General features: G+C 42.9%; 13 protein-coding genes. 11 read left to right on the forward strand and 2 right to left on the reverse strand.

All coding sequences use genetic code 11. From position 1 onward, the window contains the following. Nucleotides 1–15 precede the first annotated feature (15 nt). Nucleotides 16–1,665, forward strand: coding sequence for a RagB/SusD family nutrient uptake outer membrane protein (locus AC1DFM_RS19410; protein WP_477078405.1), 1,650 nt, complete (start codon nucleotides 16–18; stop codon nucleotides 1,663–1,665). A 62-nt stretch (nucleotides 1,666–1,727) separates the two neighbouring features. Here the strand turns inward: AC1DFM_RS19410 and AC1DFM_RS19415 are convergent, their stop codons facing one another. Then, entirely contained in the window at nucleotides 1,728–2,267 is a 540-nt protein-coding gene (locus AC1DFM_RS19415) for a prolyl-tRNA synthetase associated domain-containing protein (protein WP_477078485.1), read from the reverse strand. 295 nt (nucleotides 2,268–2,562) lie between these two features. Between AC1DFM_RS19415 and AC1DFM_RS19420 the strand changes: the two genes are divergently transcribed. The 8 genes from AC1DFM_RS19420 (at nucleotide 2,563) to AC1DFM_RS19455 (ending at nucleotide 14,057) form a co-directional block, all read left to right on the forward strand. After that, nucleotides 2,563–5,691, forward strand: a complete 3,129-nt coding sequence (locus tag AC1DFM_RS19420) for a SusC/RagA family TonB-linked outer membrane protein (RefSeq protein ID WP_477078406.1) — start codon at nucleotides 2,563–2,565, stop codon at nucleotides 5,689–5,691. A gap of 30 nt (nucleotides 5,692–5,721) precedes the next feature. Then, nucleotides 5,722–7,464 (forward strand): RagB/SusD family nutrient uptake outer membrane protein, encoded by a 1,743-nt coding sequence (locus tag AC1DFM_RS19425; RefSeq protein WP_477078407.1) that lies wholly within the window; start codon nucleotides 5,722–5,724, stop codon nucleotides 7,462–7,464. Between the two features lie 241 nt (nucleotides 7,465–7,705). Beyond that, nucleotides 7,706–9,490, forward strand: coding sequence for a DUF885 domain-containing protein (locus tag AC1DFM_RS19430; RefSeq protein WP_477078408.1), 1,785 nt, complete (start codon nucleotides 7,706–7,708; stop codon nucleotides 9,488–9,490). 301 nt (nucleotides 9,491–9,791) lie between these two features. Then, nucleotides 9,792–10,091 carry a hypothetical protein gene (locus tag AC1DFM_RS19435; RefSeq protein WP_477078409.1) on the forward strand — a complete coding sequence of 100 codons (300 nt, stop codon included), beginning with the start codon at nucleotides 9,792–9,794 and terminating at the stop codon, nucleotides 10,089–10,091. A gap of 306 nt (nucleotides 10,092–10,397) precedes the next feature. Further along, nucleotides 10,398–11,960 (forward strand): ABC-F family ATP-binding cassette domain-containing protein, encoded by a 1,563-nt coding sequence (locus tag AC1DFM_RS19440; RefSeq protein ID WP_477078410.1) that lies wholly within the window; start codon nucleotides 10,398–10,400, stop codon nucleotides 11,958–11,960. A gap of 5 nt (nucleotides 11,961–11,965) precedes the next feature. After that, complete coding sequence (locus AC1DFM_RS19445) at nucleotides 11,966–12,562, forward strand: TetR/AcrR family transcriptional regulator (protein ID WP_477078411.1); 597 nt, start codon at nucleotides 11,966–11,968, stop codon at nucleotides 12,560–12,562. 50 nt (nucleotides 12,563–12,612) lie between these two features. Further along, a complete protein-coding gene (locus tag AC1DFM_RS19450; RefSeq protein WP_477078412.1) occupies nucleotides 12,613–13,464 on the forward strand; it encodes a helix-turn-helix transcriptional regulator in 852 nt (283 codons plus the stop codon). A 59-nt stretch (nucleotides 13,465–13,523) separates the two neighbouring features. Next, the gene (locus AC1DFM_RS19455) at nucleotides 13,524–14,057 is read left to right on the forward strand and encodes a hypothetical protein (RefSeq protein ID WP_477078413.1); all 534 of its coding nucleotides are present in this window, start codon (nucleotides 13,524–13,526) and stop codon (nucleotides 14,055–14,057) included. A gap of 13 nt (nucleotides 14,058–14,070) precedes the next feature. On the opposite strand, the gene AC1DFM_RS19460 is transcribed toward AC1DFM_RS19455, so the two are convergent. Beyond that, nucleotides 14,071–14,427 carry a winged helix-turn-helix transcriptional regulator gene (locus AC1DFM_RS19460; protein WP_477078414.1) on the reverse strand — a complete coding sequence of 119 codons (357 nt, stop codon included), beginning with the start codon at nucleotides 14,425–14,427 and terminating at the stop codon, nucleotides 14,071–14,073. A gap of 157 nt (nucleotides 14,428–14,584) precedes the next feature. Here AC1DFM_RS19460 and AC1DFM_RS19465 point away from each other — a divergent pair, with 157 nt between their 5' ends. Together AC1DFM_RS19465 and AC1DFM_RS19470 are read left to right on the forward strand one after the other, a co-directional pair. Next, nucleotides 14,585–14,974: a YybH family protein gene (locus AC1DFM_RS19465; RefSeq protein ID WP_477078415.1), complete on the forward strand. Its 390-nt coding sequence runs from the start codon at nucleotides 14,585–14,587 to the stop codon at nucleotides 14,972–14,974. Nucleotides 14,975–15,529: 555 nt separating this feature from the next. Then, nucleotides 15,530–15,976, forward strand: a complete 447-nt coding sequence (locus tag AC1DFM_RS19470; protein ID WP_477078416.1) for a DUF1569 domain-containing protein — start codon at nucleotides 15,530–15,532, stop codon at nucleotides 15,974–15,976. Nucleotides 15,977–16,209 lie beyond the last annotated feature (233 nt).

Genomic DNA, 16,209 nt, shown 5'->3' on the forward strand with positions numbered 1-16,209 from the left:
TTTAAATATCAAGATATGAGATCTAATAAAATCCTTTACATTTTCCTGCTTGCCGTAACGGCGCTGGCAGCATGCCGCAAGCTGGATGTGGATGTGGAATCAAAATATACGCCATCAAACTTTCCTTCCAACAACAGCTCCTATGCTGCTGCTATTGGTGCGGTGTATTCCCAGCTGGCCAATACCAAATCAGGGGATGCTACCTACTGGATGAACGGTACCGGCTTCAGCTACGGTGTGGATTACTGGATGCTGCAGGAGTTTTCTACAGATGAAGCGATCATTCCTGCCCGCGATGGTAACTACGACGATGGTGGTAAATATCGTTTTATGCACCTGCATACCTGGGGTAGTAGTCATCCTTATGTAATCAGTGCCTGGCAGTGGGGATTTGGTGGGGTCAATATCTCCAATAACGCCATCAACTTATTGAAAGCATTACCCGATGGTGCCTACAAAACCTCGTCTGTAGCGGAATTGAAAGCCATGCGTTCCCTATTCTATTTCTTTATGATGGACCTGTATGGTAACATTCCCGTATTGGATAGTTTTCCGGTAAATACACCTCCGGCTACGAAACAACGTAAAGAAGTATTCACCTTTATCGAAAATACGCTGAAGTCAGCATTACCGAACCTGACCACAAAAGTAGACGGTAGTACTTACGGCCGTGCTACCAAATGGTTGGCATTTGCCCTGTTAGAGAAAATGTATCTTAACGCAGAGTACTATACCGGTACCCCACGTTATGCAGATGCGGTAGCAATGGCAGACAGTATCCTCATCAACGCACCGTATTCCCTGGACGCAGACTATACTTCCATCTTCAAGCCAGATAACGGTCCGCAGATTAAGGAAACTATCTTCGCTATTCCTTACGATGCCAACCTGATTCCTGGTTGCCACTTTACCCGTTTCTGTCTGCATCCTTTCCTGAAGGCTCGTTTCGACCTGCCMGATGCATTCGGTCCCAGCGTAGCGTTGAGCACCATTCCTGATTTTTATGCTTACTTCAACCAGCCAAATGATGTGCGTAACAACACCTGGTTGTCCGGCAAACAGTATAACAAAGACGGTACACAGAACATTGTACACACCACTACTAAAACCCTGGATGCCTCTTCCACAGGTCCGGATACTCCGATCGACTGGTGGGTGGAAATCTTCCCGGAACTCACGGTGAAACCAGGTGGTGAAGCGAAACTGGATGTAGGGAACGACCTGAAAGGACAACTGAAGGGTGTACGCTCTATCAAATATTATCCTGACAAAAACGTGAATACATCTACCCGTTTCCAGAATACCGATTTACCGGTATTCCGTTTGGCAGATGTAATCATGATGAAAGCAGAAGCCATTCTTCGTGGCGCCACACCTACCGTGGTAAAAGGAGAGCTGCAAACAGCAGACGTGCTGGTGAACAAAATCCGTTCACGTGCGGGTACTACACCATGGGTAGGTACTACCTTGAATATGCTGCTGGAAGAACGTGCCCGCGAATTTGCCTGGGAAGCCTGGAGAAGAAATGACCTGATCCGCTTTGGTAAGTTTGAAGGCAAATGGGGCTTTAAAGCAGCCGACAATGATGTTTTCCGTCGGGTGTTCCCTATTCCTGCCATAGAGCTGGCGCTGAATCCTAACCTGGTGCCTAATCCAGGATACTAAGGAGCAAGAATAATATTATCTGAAATGAGAAAGGCCACCTGCTCAGGGTGGCCTTTTTCATTTCAGATCTCAATCACCTTCGGCACATGCCCCGCATAATGGAGAAAATGCGGCATGATCCAGTTCATCGGTACTTTCATATAACCCGTGGTAGTACCATCACTGCAGCCATACCATTCCTCCGAAAGAATATCTTTATCAATCACTACCTGTATCTTATTTTCTTTATCCAGCATCACCCCAAATATGGTGGCGGCTCCCACGGAAGTACCTAACATGCTATCCAGCAATTCCACCGGCGCAAAAGATAAACGGGAAATGTTTAATACGGCGCTGAGATCTTTCGTCTTGAAAGGCTTATCCGCCGTGGTAATAAACAGGTAAAAATCAGTTTGCTGACGATTACAGAGAAATAGTGTTTTCACTGTTTTCATATCCAGCCGCTCGTTAATCCGGATACAATCTTCCATAGTAATCGCCTCATCCGTATCAACACGCTCAAATGGTACGGCCATTTGTTGTAACGTCAGGTAAACCATTTCCTGCAGTTGGGTTTTAAATACAGCCGGTACCGTGGTGATAGGCTCACTTACATAAATCATCAAAGCATACTTTTAATTCCTCACGAAAATAAGGAGGGAGATTGATATTTTCCGGAGAGAAATGCATTGCTATTTTGATCCTGCCGGATTTGTCCGTAAATCTTTTGCTATGGCTGGTTTTGGGGAGATGGTATCCGTTTGTTAACCCTTACCTGCAAAAATAGTATTTGTAATGGTCAAATTATGGGTGGTATTCTGCACAAGATAATAAGACCTTTAGAACAGATTCAGAATATTATCAACCGGAACAATGAATGAGTAATTCCACAAATTAGCTATCTACACAAATTTTACTATGAACCAATCTAAATCGTTACTGTGGACGATCGCATTGCTATGCTTTGTCCTACAGGGAATGCGTTTGCACGCGCAGGAAAAAATTACTGTCAAAGGGATGGTCACCGATTCCATCGGGTCGCCATTGCCTGGCGCTACGGTAAGTCAGGAAGGGAATATCAAGGTAGGAGTCGTTACCAATGCGACAGGCCACTTTGAATTGAGCGTGCCTTCCGGCAGCCGGCTAAGGGTGACGATGACCGGCTTTCGCCCGGCTTTTGCCGCCGCAGGAGCAGCACCCATCACTGTTGTATTACATCCCACTGCTACGGACTTAACAGACGTGGTAGTAGTAGGGTATGGTACACAGAAAAAAGCCAAAATGACGGCGGCTGTTTCTTCTATGAATGCGAAAGACATCGCATTGATACCCACTACCAATTTATCGAATGCGCTGGCTGGCCGTATGTCCGGCGTTTTCATCAGCTCACCAACGGGTACACCTGGTATTGGATCAAATGTAAAGGTGCGCTCTGCCTCTTCCTTTAGTAACAGTGCGGTGGAACCGTTATATGTTATTGATGGAATTGTACGGGATAAAACAAGTTTCGATGCATTAGATCCCAACGAAGTAGGGGATATCACTATCCTGAAAGATGCATCTTCCGCTGCTATTTATGGCTCCCGTTCTTCTAACGGCGCTATCCTGGTAACGACTAAAACCGGTAAAAGTGGTCTGGCGGTGATCAATTTCAATGCTACCTATAATACACAACGTGTAGGTGCTTTACCGAAATATATGCCGGTGAAAGATGGGCTGAACTTAAGTAAATCAGTAAACGGTGGATTAAGCGACGAAGAAATTAACTGGGTACTGAAAAATAACCCGAATGGCGATAACTATTACAAAGCGGCGTATACCAATCCTAACAGTCAGCGTTACGCGTTGAGCGTGTCCGGAGGAAGCGAAAAAATAAAGGCTTACGTAGGAGGTTCTTATGTGAGTGAAAATGGTTTCCTGCCACAGGTAAATTATAAGAAGTATAACCTGCGTGGTAATGTGGAAGCTAATCTGGTGAAAAACCTGACACTCGGTTTAAACCTCAGCACCAGCTATGGTACCCGTAGTCGTTTCAACTTTACCTATGACTATGGTTCCGATGACTTGAATAACCTGTGGGGTAAATTGCTGTACTGGGATGTGTTTGCCTCGCCTTATATCGATGGTAAACCCAATAACCCCGGCTGGTTAGGTAATCCTATTGAAATGATGAGAAATGGCGGCTACTGGCGTGACAACAATCAACAGGTAGATGCATTGGTAACTGCTGAATACAAAATACCACAGGTAAAAGGATTGAGTATAAAAGGCACTTACAGCAAAAACTATGATAACGACTTTGTAAAAACGTTTGCCAAAAAACAAACACTCTATAATTTCAAAAAAACAGGCCCTAATGGTTTGATTTATACGGACACACTGGTGGGCTCCACGATGAGTGGCGATCCGGGCACTCCCTATTTGGGAAATTCCTATGAACGCACGAACAATTACCAACTAAATGCGCAGGTAAACTATGACCGTACATTCGGTAAACACACTATAGGCGGCTTATTGGTATACGAGCAATTTGAAGGCTACTGGAACACGTTTGGGGTAACCCGGAACAACTTCCCGCTGGTGGCTAAAGATCAGTTTTTATACACCAGTGGCAATAATGCGGACTGGTCAACCGGTGGTGCTGAAAGAGAGAGTGGAAGGTTGTCTTACATAGGAAGGATCAACTATGACTACGACGCCAAATACCTGTTTTCCGCATCCGTTCGTAGAGATGGATCTACCAACTTTGCACCGGATAAGCGCTGGGGTTGGTTCCCGTCAGTATCGGCCGGCTGGGTGATTTCCAGGGAGCAGTTTTTTAGTGCATCAAGAGTAGGGCACGCCATTGACTTCTTAAAACTGAGAGCATCCTATGCTACTACGGGTAATGATGTCCTGGATAAAGACAATATCAACAGCAGATGGAGATGGATGGAACAATATATTATCTCCGGTAGTTCCTATTTCCTTGGTGCAAACGGTGCCTCTGTTCCTGGTTTATCTTATGGCGGTCTTCCTAACAGTAATCTGACCTGGGAAAAATCAAATTCTGCTGGCATTGGAGTGGATGCAACATTATTTAAGAATGTTCGATTCACCTTTGATTACTGGAAACGTCACTCCTATGATATCTTAGGAACAAGGATTTTAGCGGTGCCTTCCGAGTTCGGCGGTACTTTACCTCCGGAGAATTATGGTCAGGTGAATTCACACGGTATCGAAATTGAACTGGGATATAATAACAATATCGGCAAAAATTTTAGCTATAATATCAAAGGTGTATTCACCTATGCTGCTAATAAAGTCATCAGAAAAGATGTAGCAGCCAATACCCAGGATTATGCTAATCCGAATGGGAAAACCCTTTCGTATGGCACTGGTTACCAGACTTTAGGTATTTTACGTACGCAACAAGACCTGGATAAATTACCGGCAGGATATACCATCAATGGCGTTGCGCCGGCGCTGGGAGATATGCTGTTCGCAGATTTGAGTGGTCCTAACGGGAAACCTGATAATAAAGTAGACAGTTATGATCAGGTAGTGTTAGGTAATTATTTCGGCGCCGATAATGCCCCTATCTCTTATGGACTCAATATTGCCCTGTCTTACAAAGGGTTTGCTGTAGAAGCATTGGTATCAGGACTTACCGGGTTCAAAGTTTCATATAATGATGCCTGGGGCAGGAATTTTGGCGGCGGAGGAAAAGTACCTTTTTACCATGCGGATTCCTGGACCACAGATAACCCTAACGGATCTACGCCAAAGATATATCCATGGGGTGATCCACATTCAGCAGGGTATACATGGAATTCTAACTTCAACGTATACAACGGCGGTTTTTTACGGATGAAGTACCTGAATATTAACTATAACCTGCCTGAAGTAGTGTTAAACAAGCTGGGTATGAAAGATGTAAAAATTTTCCTGGCAGGTTCCAACCTCTTTAATATCACCAAATTTAAGCTGTATGATCCTGAGATAAAAGGATTCATGAGTTACCCCACCACGAAAACTTTCACCGCTGGTATCGATATCAGGTTGTAGAAAGGTGTGTTTATTTTAAAAGTTAAAAAAATGAAGACTAAATTAAATATAGCCAAAATCGCCTTATTCGTTCCCTTCCTGATGATGGGGTGCAGTAAGGTACTGGATAAAACAAACCTTTCTGCCGTTGGACCTGACCAGGTATGGACAGATGTGAATATGTCCACGGCCTACTTAAATCAGATTTATGCCAATCTGATGCCTGCTAATACCATGGGCAGTGGTAACGGCACAGATGAAGGGGTACCTTACCAAAAACAAACCAACGATTGGTTACGGGGCACTGCTACCTTTGATTCCAGAGATGATTTTTGGACGTATAGCAATATACGAACCATTAATATTTTGCTGGGCAATATTGATAAAGCTACTTTCGGACAGGATGATAAAAATAAAATTAAAGGACAGGCGCTGTTTTGGAGAGCCTGGGCTTATCATATCCTGGTGAGCTCCTATGGTGGTGTACCATTGATTCTCGAAGCACAAACACCGACAACAGATCTGACAGCGCTGCAAAAGCCCCGTAATAAAACCTCTGAATGCGTTACACAGATTTTAAAAGACCTGGATGATGCCATCGCCTTATTACCCGATGCTTTTACAGACAATGACCTGGGTAGAATAGATAAAGGTGCTGCCATGGCTTTCAAAGGAAGAGTATTGCTGTTTTACGCCAGCCCGTTATTCAATGGTTTAGGTGGCGTGGCCTCCTGGCAAAAGGCCTACGATGCCAATAAAGCAGCCAAAGAATTTTTAGATGCGCGAGGTAAAGGTCTCTATAGTCCATACAGCAAAATATGGGATGATGAGTTAAACAAAGAAGTGGTCATGGTACGTCGCTTCAACTACCCGCAAGCAACCTATTTTCAGGGAGGTTTAATTCCGCTGGACTGGTCTAAAGATGACGTAGGTTATGATCGGCCCTCGCTGGAACTGGTAGACGCCTTCCCCATGAAAGATGGCTCCCGCTGGGCATCGCAGACAAGAAGTTACGATACCCTGTTTAGAAACAGAGATGATCGCTTCTATGCGAATATCTACTACAACGGTGCTCCCAATCAATATGTAAAAGGAATGCGGGATGATAAAACCTATCTGTGGACGTATTTTACCAGCATCACCAATTACAGTGGCGCTACAGGATTGGAAGGCGTACACAATTCCATCACCTTAGATCCACTGTGGTCTAATTCCAGTTTTTATCGCATCAAAGCAGTGGATAAAAACATAGATAAAGGTACGGTGTATAATGCAGCGGTTGATTGGATAGAGATCCGTTATGCAGAAGTATTAATGAACTATGCAGAATGTGCTAATGAAGTGAATAATACCGCCGCAGCATTGGATGTATTGAAACAAATCAGAAATCGCGCAGGTATTTTACCCGGTGCCGGAGGCAATTATGGTATTACGGCAACCACCCAACCGGAGATCCGCACCGCTCTTCAACAGGAAAGCTTTGTAGAATTCTGTTTTGAAGGTAGACGTATGGATGATTTACGTCGCTGGAAAATGTTTGATTACCTGAGGGCCTTGCCACAACGTCATGGTATCGCCGTATTGCTGAAAACCGGTCAGCCGGATGTAAGCCCACTGTCAGATATCAATACGGTATGGAACAGGTTCACCACCACGGTGATTGCTACTGATGCCACTAATATCGCCATAAAAGACCAATACTATATTTACGGTATTCCTAAAATTAATTTAGACAGGAACCCATTATTGAAACAGAATAATAACTGGGGAGGAGATTTTGATCCTTTGCAATAATTTTTGTGTAGACAGATTTGTTAAGAGCAGGGGCTGACTACGGTCGGCCCTTTTCTTTGTGGCCAATGTGCCAAAAAATTTATTTTTAAACCTTCATCCATGAGTATATCCATGCTTATGCTGGTTCCGCTTACTGCAGGTACCTAAGGGAAATACGACAGACAAATGAATCCTATACAATTTTAGCTATCCACCGCGCGTTAGTTGGGTGCCCGGAAATTCTGTACAAAGATAAATAGCTATGAGAAAAAGATTATTGATTAACCTGCTGGTATCAGCAGCCGTATTAAGCACAACCGTCAGCAAGGCACAAGAAAACAACCCACAGCTGCACCAACTGTTTGACGACTACTATGCTGCCCGGATGAAATTGTTTCCCTTAGAAGCCACTGCCGCCGGCTTCCACCAATACGATGATGTCCTGCCTATAGAAGGAGGGATACCTTATCTGGAAGATACCGAATCATTTTACTGGCACTATCTCCATAAGCTGAAGAAGTTCGACCAGGTGAAATTGAACACTGGCGACCGGGTTTCGGCAGACATCCTCGCCTATACATTGCGTACTGGCCTGGAGGGTATATCCCTCCACCTGGAGTATCTGCCCATGAACCAGTTTGTATCTACACCGCTGGAACTGGCGTCTTTAGGCGCTGGCAATGGCGACCAGCCCTTCAACACCGTAAAGGATTATGAGAACTGGGCCAAACGAATGTCGGCATTTATGGAATGGTCAGATACCTGTATCGCCAAGTTCGACAAAGGAATTATGGAAGGTGTGGTGCTGCCCAAAGCACTGGTCCAGCTGATGATCCCTCAAATGAAATCACTGGCAGAAAAAGACACCGCCAAAAATATTTTCTACAAGCCGCTGTCGAAAATGCCGGCTTCCTTTACAGCCGCTGAAAAAGAGAAAATCACAAAGCTGTACCAGCGGGTAATTGCAAATCGCCTCCGCCCGGCATATCAACAATTAGCCTACTACCTGGAACATACTTATCTACTCGCCGCACAGAAAAAGGCCGGCCTTTCTGCCATACCATCCGGAAAACAGATATATCAATACTACGTACGTTCCTTTACCACTACCGACCTTAGCCCGGAGAAAATTTATCAGACGGGATTGTCGGAAGTAGCAAGGATACATGCGGAGATGGAGCGGATAAAAACACAAACAGGGTTTACCGGCACTTTATCGGAATATTTTGCCTGGCTGAAGACCAACCCTCAGCTCATGCCATTTAAGACGCCGGAAGAGGTGCTGGATGCCTACAGGGCTATCTATCAGAAAGTGCTGCCGCATATACCGGCGTTATTTGGTCATCAGCCCCAAACGCCTATGGAGGTACGAAGAGTGGAGGCATATCGGGAAGCAGCCAGCGGTGGGCCTTTCTACATCAAAGGGAATATCGCGGAAAAACGGGCCGCTATTTTATACGTACCGGTACCAGACGCCACCAAAGTGAATGTTACCTTCTATGGTATGGAGGCTACCTTTATTCATGAAGGCATCCCCGGCCATCACTTTCAGATTGCTTTGCAACAGGAGAATAAGGAAATTCCTGCCTTCCGGCGGCAACCTTCCTTCAGTGCCTATTTCGAAGGCTGGGCGTTATATGTAGAGTCATTGGGTGAGAAGATGGGCTGCTATACTGATGCTTATCAGCAAATGGGGGCCCTGAACAACGAAATTCACCGCGCTATCCGGCTGGTGCTGGATGTGGCTATCCATACCGGTAAAATGACCCGTGAAGAAGCTATTGACTACATGATGGCCAATGAATCCATAAGTAAAGAGATAGCCACCGCAGAAGTGGAACGCTATATGGCAATGCCCGGACAGGCGCTGTCTTACAAAATTGGTGAAATAAGCATCAAGGCATTGAGAGATAAACTGAGCGCACAGTTAGGCGCCCGCTTTAACCTGCGCGACTTCCACGATGCCCTGCTGGCTTATGGCGACATGCCCCTGCAGGTGCTGGAAAAGTATATGGACAACTGGGCGGCCCATTATCAGGCGAAATAAGGGTGCTGTTTAAAAATGAATGGCCATAAATGAAAAAAGGCTTGCCGGCGATAGCTGACAAGCCTTTTTTCATTTATTAAATCGTCTCCAGGGCTGGGGACTAATGGGAATAACAAGCGATTAACAATATAACGCAACCTGCCTGACATACTCACCCAACTACTTCTCTGTTTCATTTGTTTAATGATGGTAAAAGCCCCAAAAGCAAGGTGTTGTTATGATAAATAATGGATGAAGCAAAACAGCTGTAATTCCCTCCGGCATGTTGAATTCTTGTTTACTTCTTAAAAAAACAATTGCAATGCGTACGTTATTAAAAGTAACCTGTCCGGTAGAAGCCTCCAACAAGGCCGTGGCAGATGGCACACTGTCAAAAATTGTTAAATCAACAACGGAAAAATTAAATCCGGAAGCCACCTATTTTCTTCCCATGGATGGCTGCCGGGCAATGTTGTTCGTCTTTGATCTCAAAGATTCATCAGACCTCCCAGGCATATCTGAGCCTTTCTTTGCATCGCTCAATGCCAAAGTAGAGTTTAGTCCTGTTATGAATGGGGAAGACCTCCAAAAAGGACTGGCCAAAGCAGGAATTGGGAAATAGTATTCCACCCTCCTGAATCCTGTAGATTTGAGTGGCTAATATGGCTTTGCTGAAAATTAAAATGGATAAACCTAAGTTTATCCATTTTTTATGCCCGGAAGTGTATGCTTTCGAACATCTTTTTAGCTGATTTAGAATACTTTATAAAAGTGATTGGGTTTAAAAGCTATCGCTTGTTTGACAGGATTTATTTTTTATTTAACAATTTTGTCTAACAAAAAAGAATATTTAATGCATATTTGCCCCGCTGGAGTAAAGTACTAATATCTAAAATCAGAAAATACCGTGGGCTTAATCGTAAAATCATTGAATTATGTTCATCCAGATAATGAGGCGCTATTCCATGACCTGAACTTTATTTTAAATGATGGCGAAAAAGCGGCACTGGTAGGAATAAACGGCGCAGGTAAGTCAACTTTACTACGCCTGGTTTCCCAAAAACTTGAATTAACATCCGGAGAAATCAGCTTTTCGGATGCTCCCTGGTATGTACCACAACATCTGGGAGAATTTGACACCTGGTCTGTTGCCCGGGCATTGGGGGCAGATAAGAAACTGAACGCACTGCAGGCTATTTTAGGAGGAGATACGGATGAACATCAGTTTACACAATTGGACGATGACTGGGATATCGAAAATAAAGTCAAAAAGGCCCTCGAAAAATGGGACCTTGGTGAGATCCATGAAAATCGCTTACTGGGAAGCCTGAGTGGTGGCCAAAAAACCAAGGTTTTTCTGGCAGCCATGGATATGAACAGCCCGGACCTGATTTTATTAGACGAGCCCTCCAATCACCTGGACATCAACACCAGGATGAAATTGTATGCCATGATCCTTCAAAGCAAATCCACTATGTTGATCGTGAGTCACGACAGAACATTATTGAACCTCATGAACAAAACACTGGAGTTGAATGAAAAAGGGATGGAAGTATTCGGTGGAAACTTTGATTTTTATCAGCAGAAAAAAACGGAAAAAGTAAGTGCCTTGCGCGCCCGGTTGAACGAACATTCCAAAGCATTGAAAGCATCCGAAAGAAAAGCCACAGATATGGCTGGTCAAAGGGCACAACAGGAATCCAGATCAGCGGGAATGAGCGGTTCAATACCACGCATCATTGCAGGGGGATTAAAAAATAAAGCGGAGCGCAGTACAGCGCGCATGTTAAATGCACATGAGGAAAAGATAGCCATACTGCTGCATAATATTGAACAGATCAAAGCACAAATCCAGGAATACGAAGTGCTTAAAATCGACATCGGCACGCCGGACCTACATGCGGGCCAGTTGCTGATCGACATAACAGATATTAACTTCAAATATAGCGACACGTTACTATGGAATAATCTCAGCTTCCAGATTAAATCTGGTGAGCGAATACAGATCAAGGGCGAAAATGGAAGTGGGAAAACCACCTTGTTGAAAATTATCACAAAGGAGCTGCAACCAATCGAGGGTAGCTACAACAGTGCGGCATTCTCTTATTGCTATCTGGATCAGAACTACTCGATGATCAATCCGATGCTAACTGTTTATGAACAAATACAGGCATATAATAAACGTGGTTTGGAAGAGCAGGAGTTAGCAGAATTATTGGTGTATTCCCAATTTCCTCCGGCTACTTTTGATAAAAAATGCGCAGGATTAAGCGGAGGAGAAAGAATGAAACTATCGTTGAGTTGTTTGTTGGTCAGTAATCAGGCGCCGGATATATTGATCCTTGATGAACCAACAAATAATCTCGACATTCGGAGCCTGGAAGTACTCACCCTCGCGGTGAAAAATTTTGGAGGTACATTGCTGGTGATTTCGCATGATGATTATTTTATCAACGAAATAGGAATCGATTATACCATAAGTTTAACTTAAAAGAGATGCCATTAAAAAATACAGGGACAGAGCAGCATATAAAAGACACCGCAAAGCGCCTGCTTTTCGCAGAAGGAAAGCTCCATGCCACTACTCAGGAAATAGCAGATGCTGCGGGCGTTAACAGAACCGCACTGCATTATTATTTCCGTTCCAGAGATCTGCTGGTTGCTGCCATATTCCAGGATGCCATGCAGGATTTAAGCCAACGCCTTAACGAATGCATGACAGCGGAACAACCTTTTAAAGCTAAAACGGAAAATATCATTGCCGTTTTTCTCAAACATATGATGGCTTTCCCTTATCAGGAAACATTTTTAGTAACAGAGATCAATACGTTAGGGAAGCAACTGATCACCAACATTCAATCAGATCCTGTAAAGTCTTATTTGAAAGAAGCAGAGCAGGAAATGAAGAAGGGAACTATTGAGAAAATGAATCCTGTTCATTTTCTGATGAACTTGTTTTCTTTGTTGTCTTATCCATTGATCATGGCCCCTCTCTACGAAAGGTTGTTCAAGGTATCTGGAAAAGAATTCAAAGGACTAATAGCGGAGCGGAGAGCACTTATTGTTCGGTTGCTGTTTAAAACCAGTGGTTAACATAAAAAGAGCAAGTAGGAAAGCCCAACGATAATCGTTAATTTGCATTCATGATCCAGAACACGCTGCCTGATTGTGCAAAATTTCGCAATAGTCATGCAAAACCTGTTAAAAATGCAGTAATCATTGCAGATACACAGGGCGGCTATTTTTATCCGGAACATCCAACCCCGTATTTATTCATCACCAATTTTCGGAACAAAGGCAGGTATAAGCTAAATAAACGGTCTATTGAAGTATCAGACCGGCATTTCTACTTTCTGAATGCGAATGATAGCCTGGAAATCAATTTTCTCCCAGCTACTTCCCTGAAGACGGTGCTGATTCTTTTTGACACAAATTTCATCCGTGATAGTTTCCATTATTTGCAGAACAGTGAAGAGAAATTGCTGGATATGCCCGCCGCGCCGATAGGAGAGGATATCTTTTTTCCCAACGTTCCGTTTGATATGGACGACACAATTTATAAGATCCTCTCTGGTTTGACAGGTCCACAGGAAGATGCACTCTTTAATTTGATCACCGCTGTCGGAATGCAGCGAGACCACACCCAGAAAAGTATCAGGGCCTTAAAAGCCGTAAAACGTTCTACTAAAGAAGAATTGTATCGTCGCCTGATACTGGCCAGAGATTTTATGAACGATAATATAATGGAAGATATATCCTTAGAAGAGATCGCTCAACAGGCCTGTCTTAATAAATTCCATTTTCTGTCTAATTTCCGGGATGTTTTCAATATCACTCCACATCAGTATCTCACAGAGCTGAGACTGCAGCTAGCGCTTAAACTATTGAAGAACCAATCCGTTTCAGCAACTTGTTTCCAACTTGGTTTCGAAAGCCCCACATCCTTTAGTCTTCTTTTTAAGAGAAGATTCGGATTCCCACCCTCCCAGGCATAATTCCCAATTTTCGATAAGTGCAACTACGCCATTAGTATTTTCTTTATGAAAAAATGAATATGAAAATATTAATCGCCACTTTGCTGCTAGCGCTAACAGCCCGGGCACAGAAGATTACCCGGACTGCTTCCATTACGTTAAACGGAAATGTCAATACGGTGTTCCCTTTATTCGGCGCTTACGAAGAGAAGAAATGGTCGGCAGACTGGATGCCAACGCCGGTTTATCCCAATACGCAGACCATCGAAGAGGAAGCAACATTTACTACACCCGGTCATTTGAAAGGTGAAAAAGACTACGTTTGGCGAGTGTCAAGATATGATACGCAACAATTCCTGATTCAATATATGGTCTATGGAGATAACCGTTGTTGGACCATTACCGTTCAATGCAGTCCCCAATCTGATACTAAAACACTTGCCCGCATTACTTACAGCCTTATTGGGCTGAATGCACAGGGCAACCAGGTCAACCAACAATTTATTGAACATATCTATAAAAACGATTTGAAGGACTGGGAGGAGGAAATAAATGGTTTTCTTGCACGGTCCTTCCCAGCTGACTCACCTCCTGCTAACACATTCAAAAAGTAAGGTGCATCGCTCCTTATTCTTTTACAGGCTTCCCCATTATTCTTTTCCTATGTTTCTTACCCCAGTCTTCCATTTCAAGGATTATTTTTTTGAGGGACCTTCCGTAAGGAGTGATAGAATATTCAATATAAACTGGCGATTCATCGTAAACGGTACGATTTATTAATTGGTTCATTTCAAGTACACGTAATTCCTTGACAAGCATTTTGGGAGTAATGCCAGGAATATAATTTTGTAAATCTTTAAATCTTCTTTTTCCAAACATCAGCAGCATAATAATTTGCAACTTCCATTTGCCACTTAAAATATCCAACACATCCCTGATAGGGAGAATAGAGCGGGTACATTCTTCTATTGATGCTTCTTTCATTTATTTAAACTTTAGTTTCAAAAAGACACTATACTTTAGGAAAGTACTATATTTTATATAGTAAAAGTAAATATTTTTGATGTGTTGAGAAACCAGAAATTTATTTTCAACGATGCTCAACAGGCACACAAATCTATTCACAAGTAAAAAAAGTAAAATGACACAGGAAGCGCCAAAAGCAACAACTCCGGATAAAACAACCGAGGTGTTCATGTATTACTACAATCTTGGTAATGTAGACAATTTGATAAATGCTTATTATGAGCAAAATGCCGTTATGGCGGAGAGTCCGGGCAAAATTGCCCAGGGAGAGGCATTGAAAAATGCGTTGATGCCGTATTTTGCTTTAAATGGAAAGATATCGGGAGAAACAAGGCACACATTAATCAATGGAGATATAGCATTGCTTGTTCTTGACTGGGCAGTTGACTATACAGATGAGACAGGAACCCCTGCGAAATATTCAGGCACTTCAACGGATGTGGTGCGTAAGGGAGCTGACGGGATATGGCGTTGTATAATTGACAACCCGCACAATATAAAATAGATAGGAAGAAGTACTAAAAGCGTGATTCTTCGACACTTCCAAAAGCAAAAAAGGTTGTAAGTATTGACTTACAACCTTTTTTTGCGGGGTATTTAAGCGGATTGTTGGTATAGCCCTTCAGTATACCTCCTGCAGCAACGAAAAATAAAAGTACAAATGTAAGATCACCACTAACCTTTATCCCGGGTTGTTTTGGCGAAAAAAGCGGCTGGGCTAAAAAATAGCAATTTTGAAGAGGTGAAACTTTAATTCATAACGGATCTTTGTGTAAACAAATAAAACGCAAAAAGGATGATTACCTAACTAACACATGTAAACATCTATGTACTTGACCAAGACAGCGCTGTTTTTACCTGCAACAATGTTTATGCAACTTATGAAGAACTAAAAGCAAAAGGGGTTGAATTTACAAAAGCCCTCTACAAAAGAATTTTACGGCACGGAAGCATTATTTAAAGACGATTCAGGCAACTGATTTTCGCTCGCAAAACTTGTTTAAGGGGCATCTTTTACCCGCCCGGGTTATACCAACGTGATTTTTTAAATTATAGAAACATGAAAACAATATTTGACAAAACAACAAAAGATGAACTGATTACCAGGATCAATACGCTTAATGAAAATAGCACCGCCCAATGGGGAAAAATGAATATTTACCAGGTATTGAAACATTGTATCCTGTATGAAGAAATGCTATTAGGTAAAAAAAAATTTAAGCGGATGTTCCTTGGCCGCTTGTTTGGTAAAATTGCTTTGAAAGAACTAATAGGAGATGATAGTCCAATCAAACAAAACCTGCCTACTATCCCAGAAATTAAGGTTAAAGTAACCGACGGCGATATAGCAGCTGAAAAACAGCATTGGATTACCCTGATTAAAGAACATGCGGACTGTTCAAACCCTGAATTTGTACACGCTTTTGTGGGGAAAGTAACAAAAGAACAGAGTGGCTATTTAGCTTATAAACATACCGATCACCATCTCCGGCAGTTTAATAGTTAAGTGATCTGAAAAGACTAAAAGAAAAGCCATCATGATGATAGTGCTTTGGAAGAGTCACCCCAAAATCATGGCTATTGCCATTGTAACAGTCTGTTATCAGGCCATTAAGGCGGCCATGGTAAACCTGGTAAAGAGCCTGTGGAAAGGATAGAACATAATAAACTTAACCATATTTTTCCCGAATGCATAAATAGGTTTCCCGATCTGATCACAGTAAGAATAGCGATCACAGT

This window comes from Chitinophaga sp. 05T412 (genome assembly GCF_056396465.1).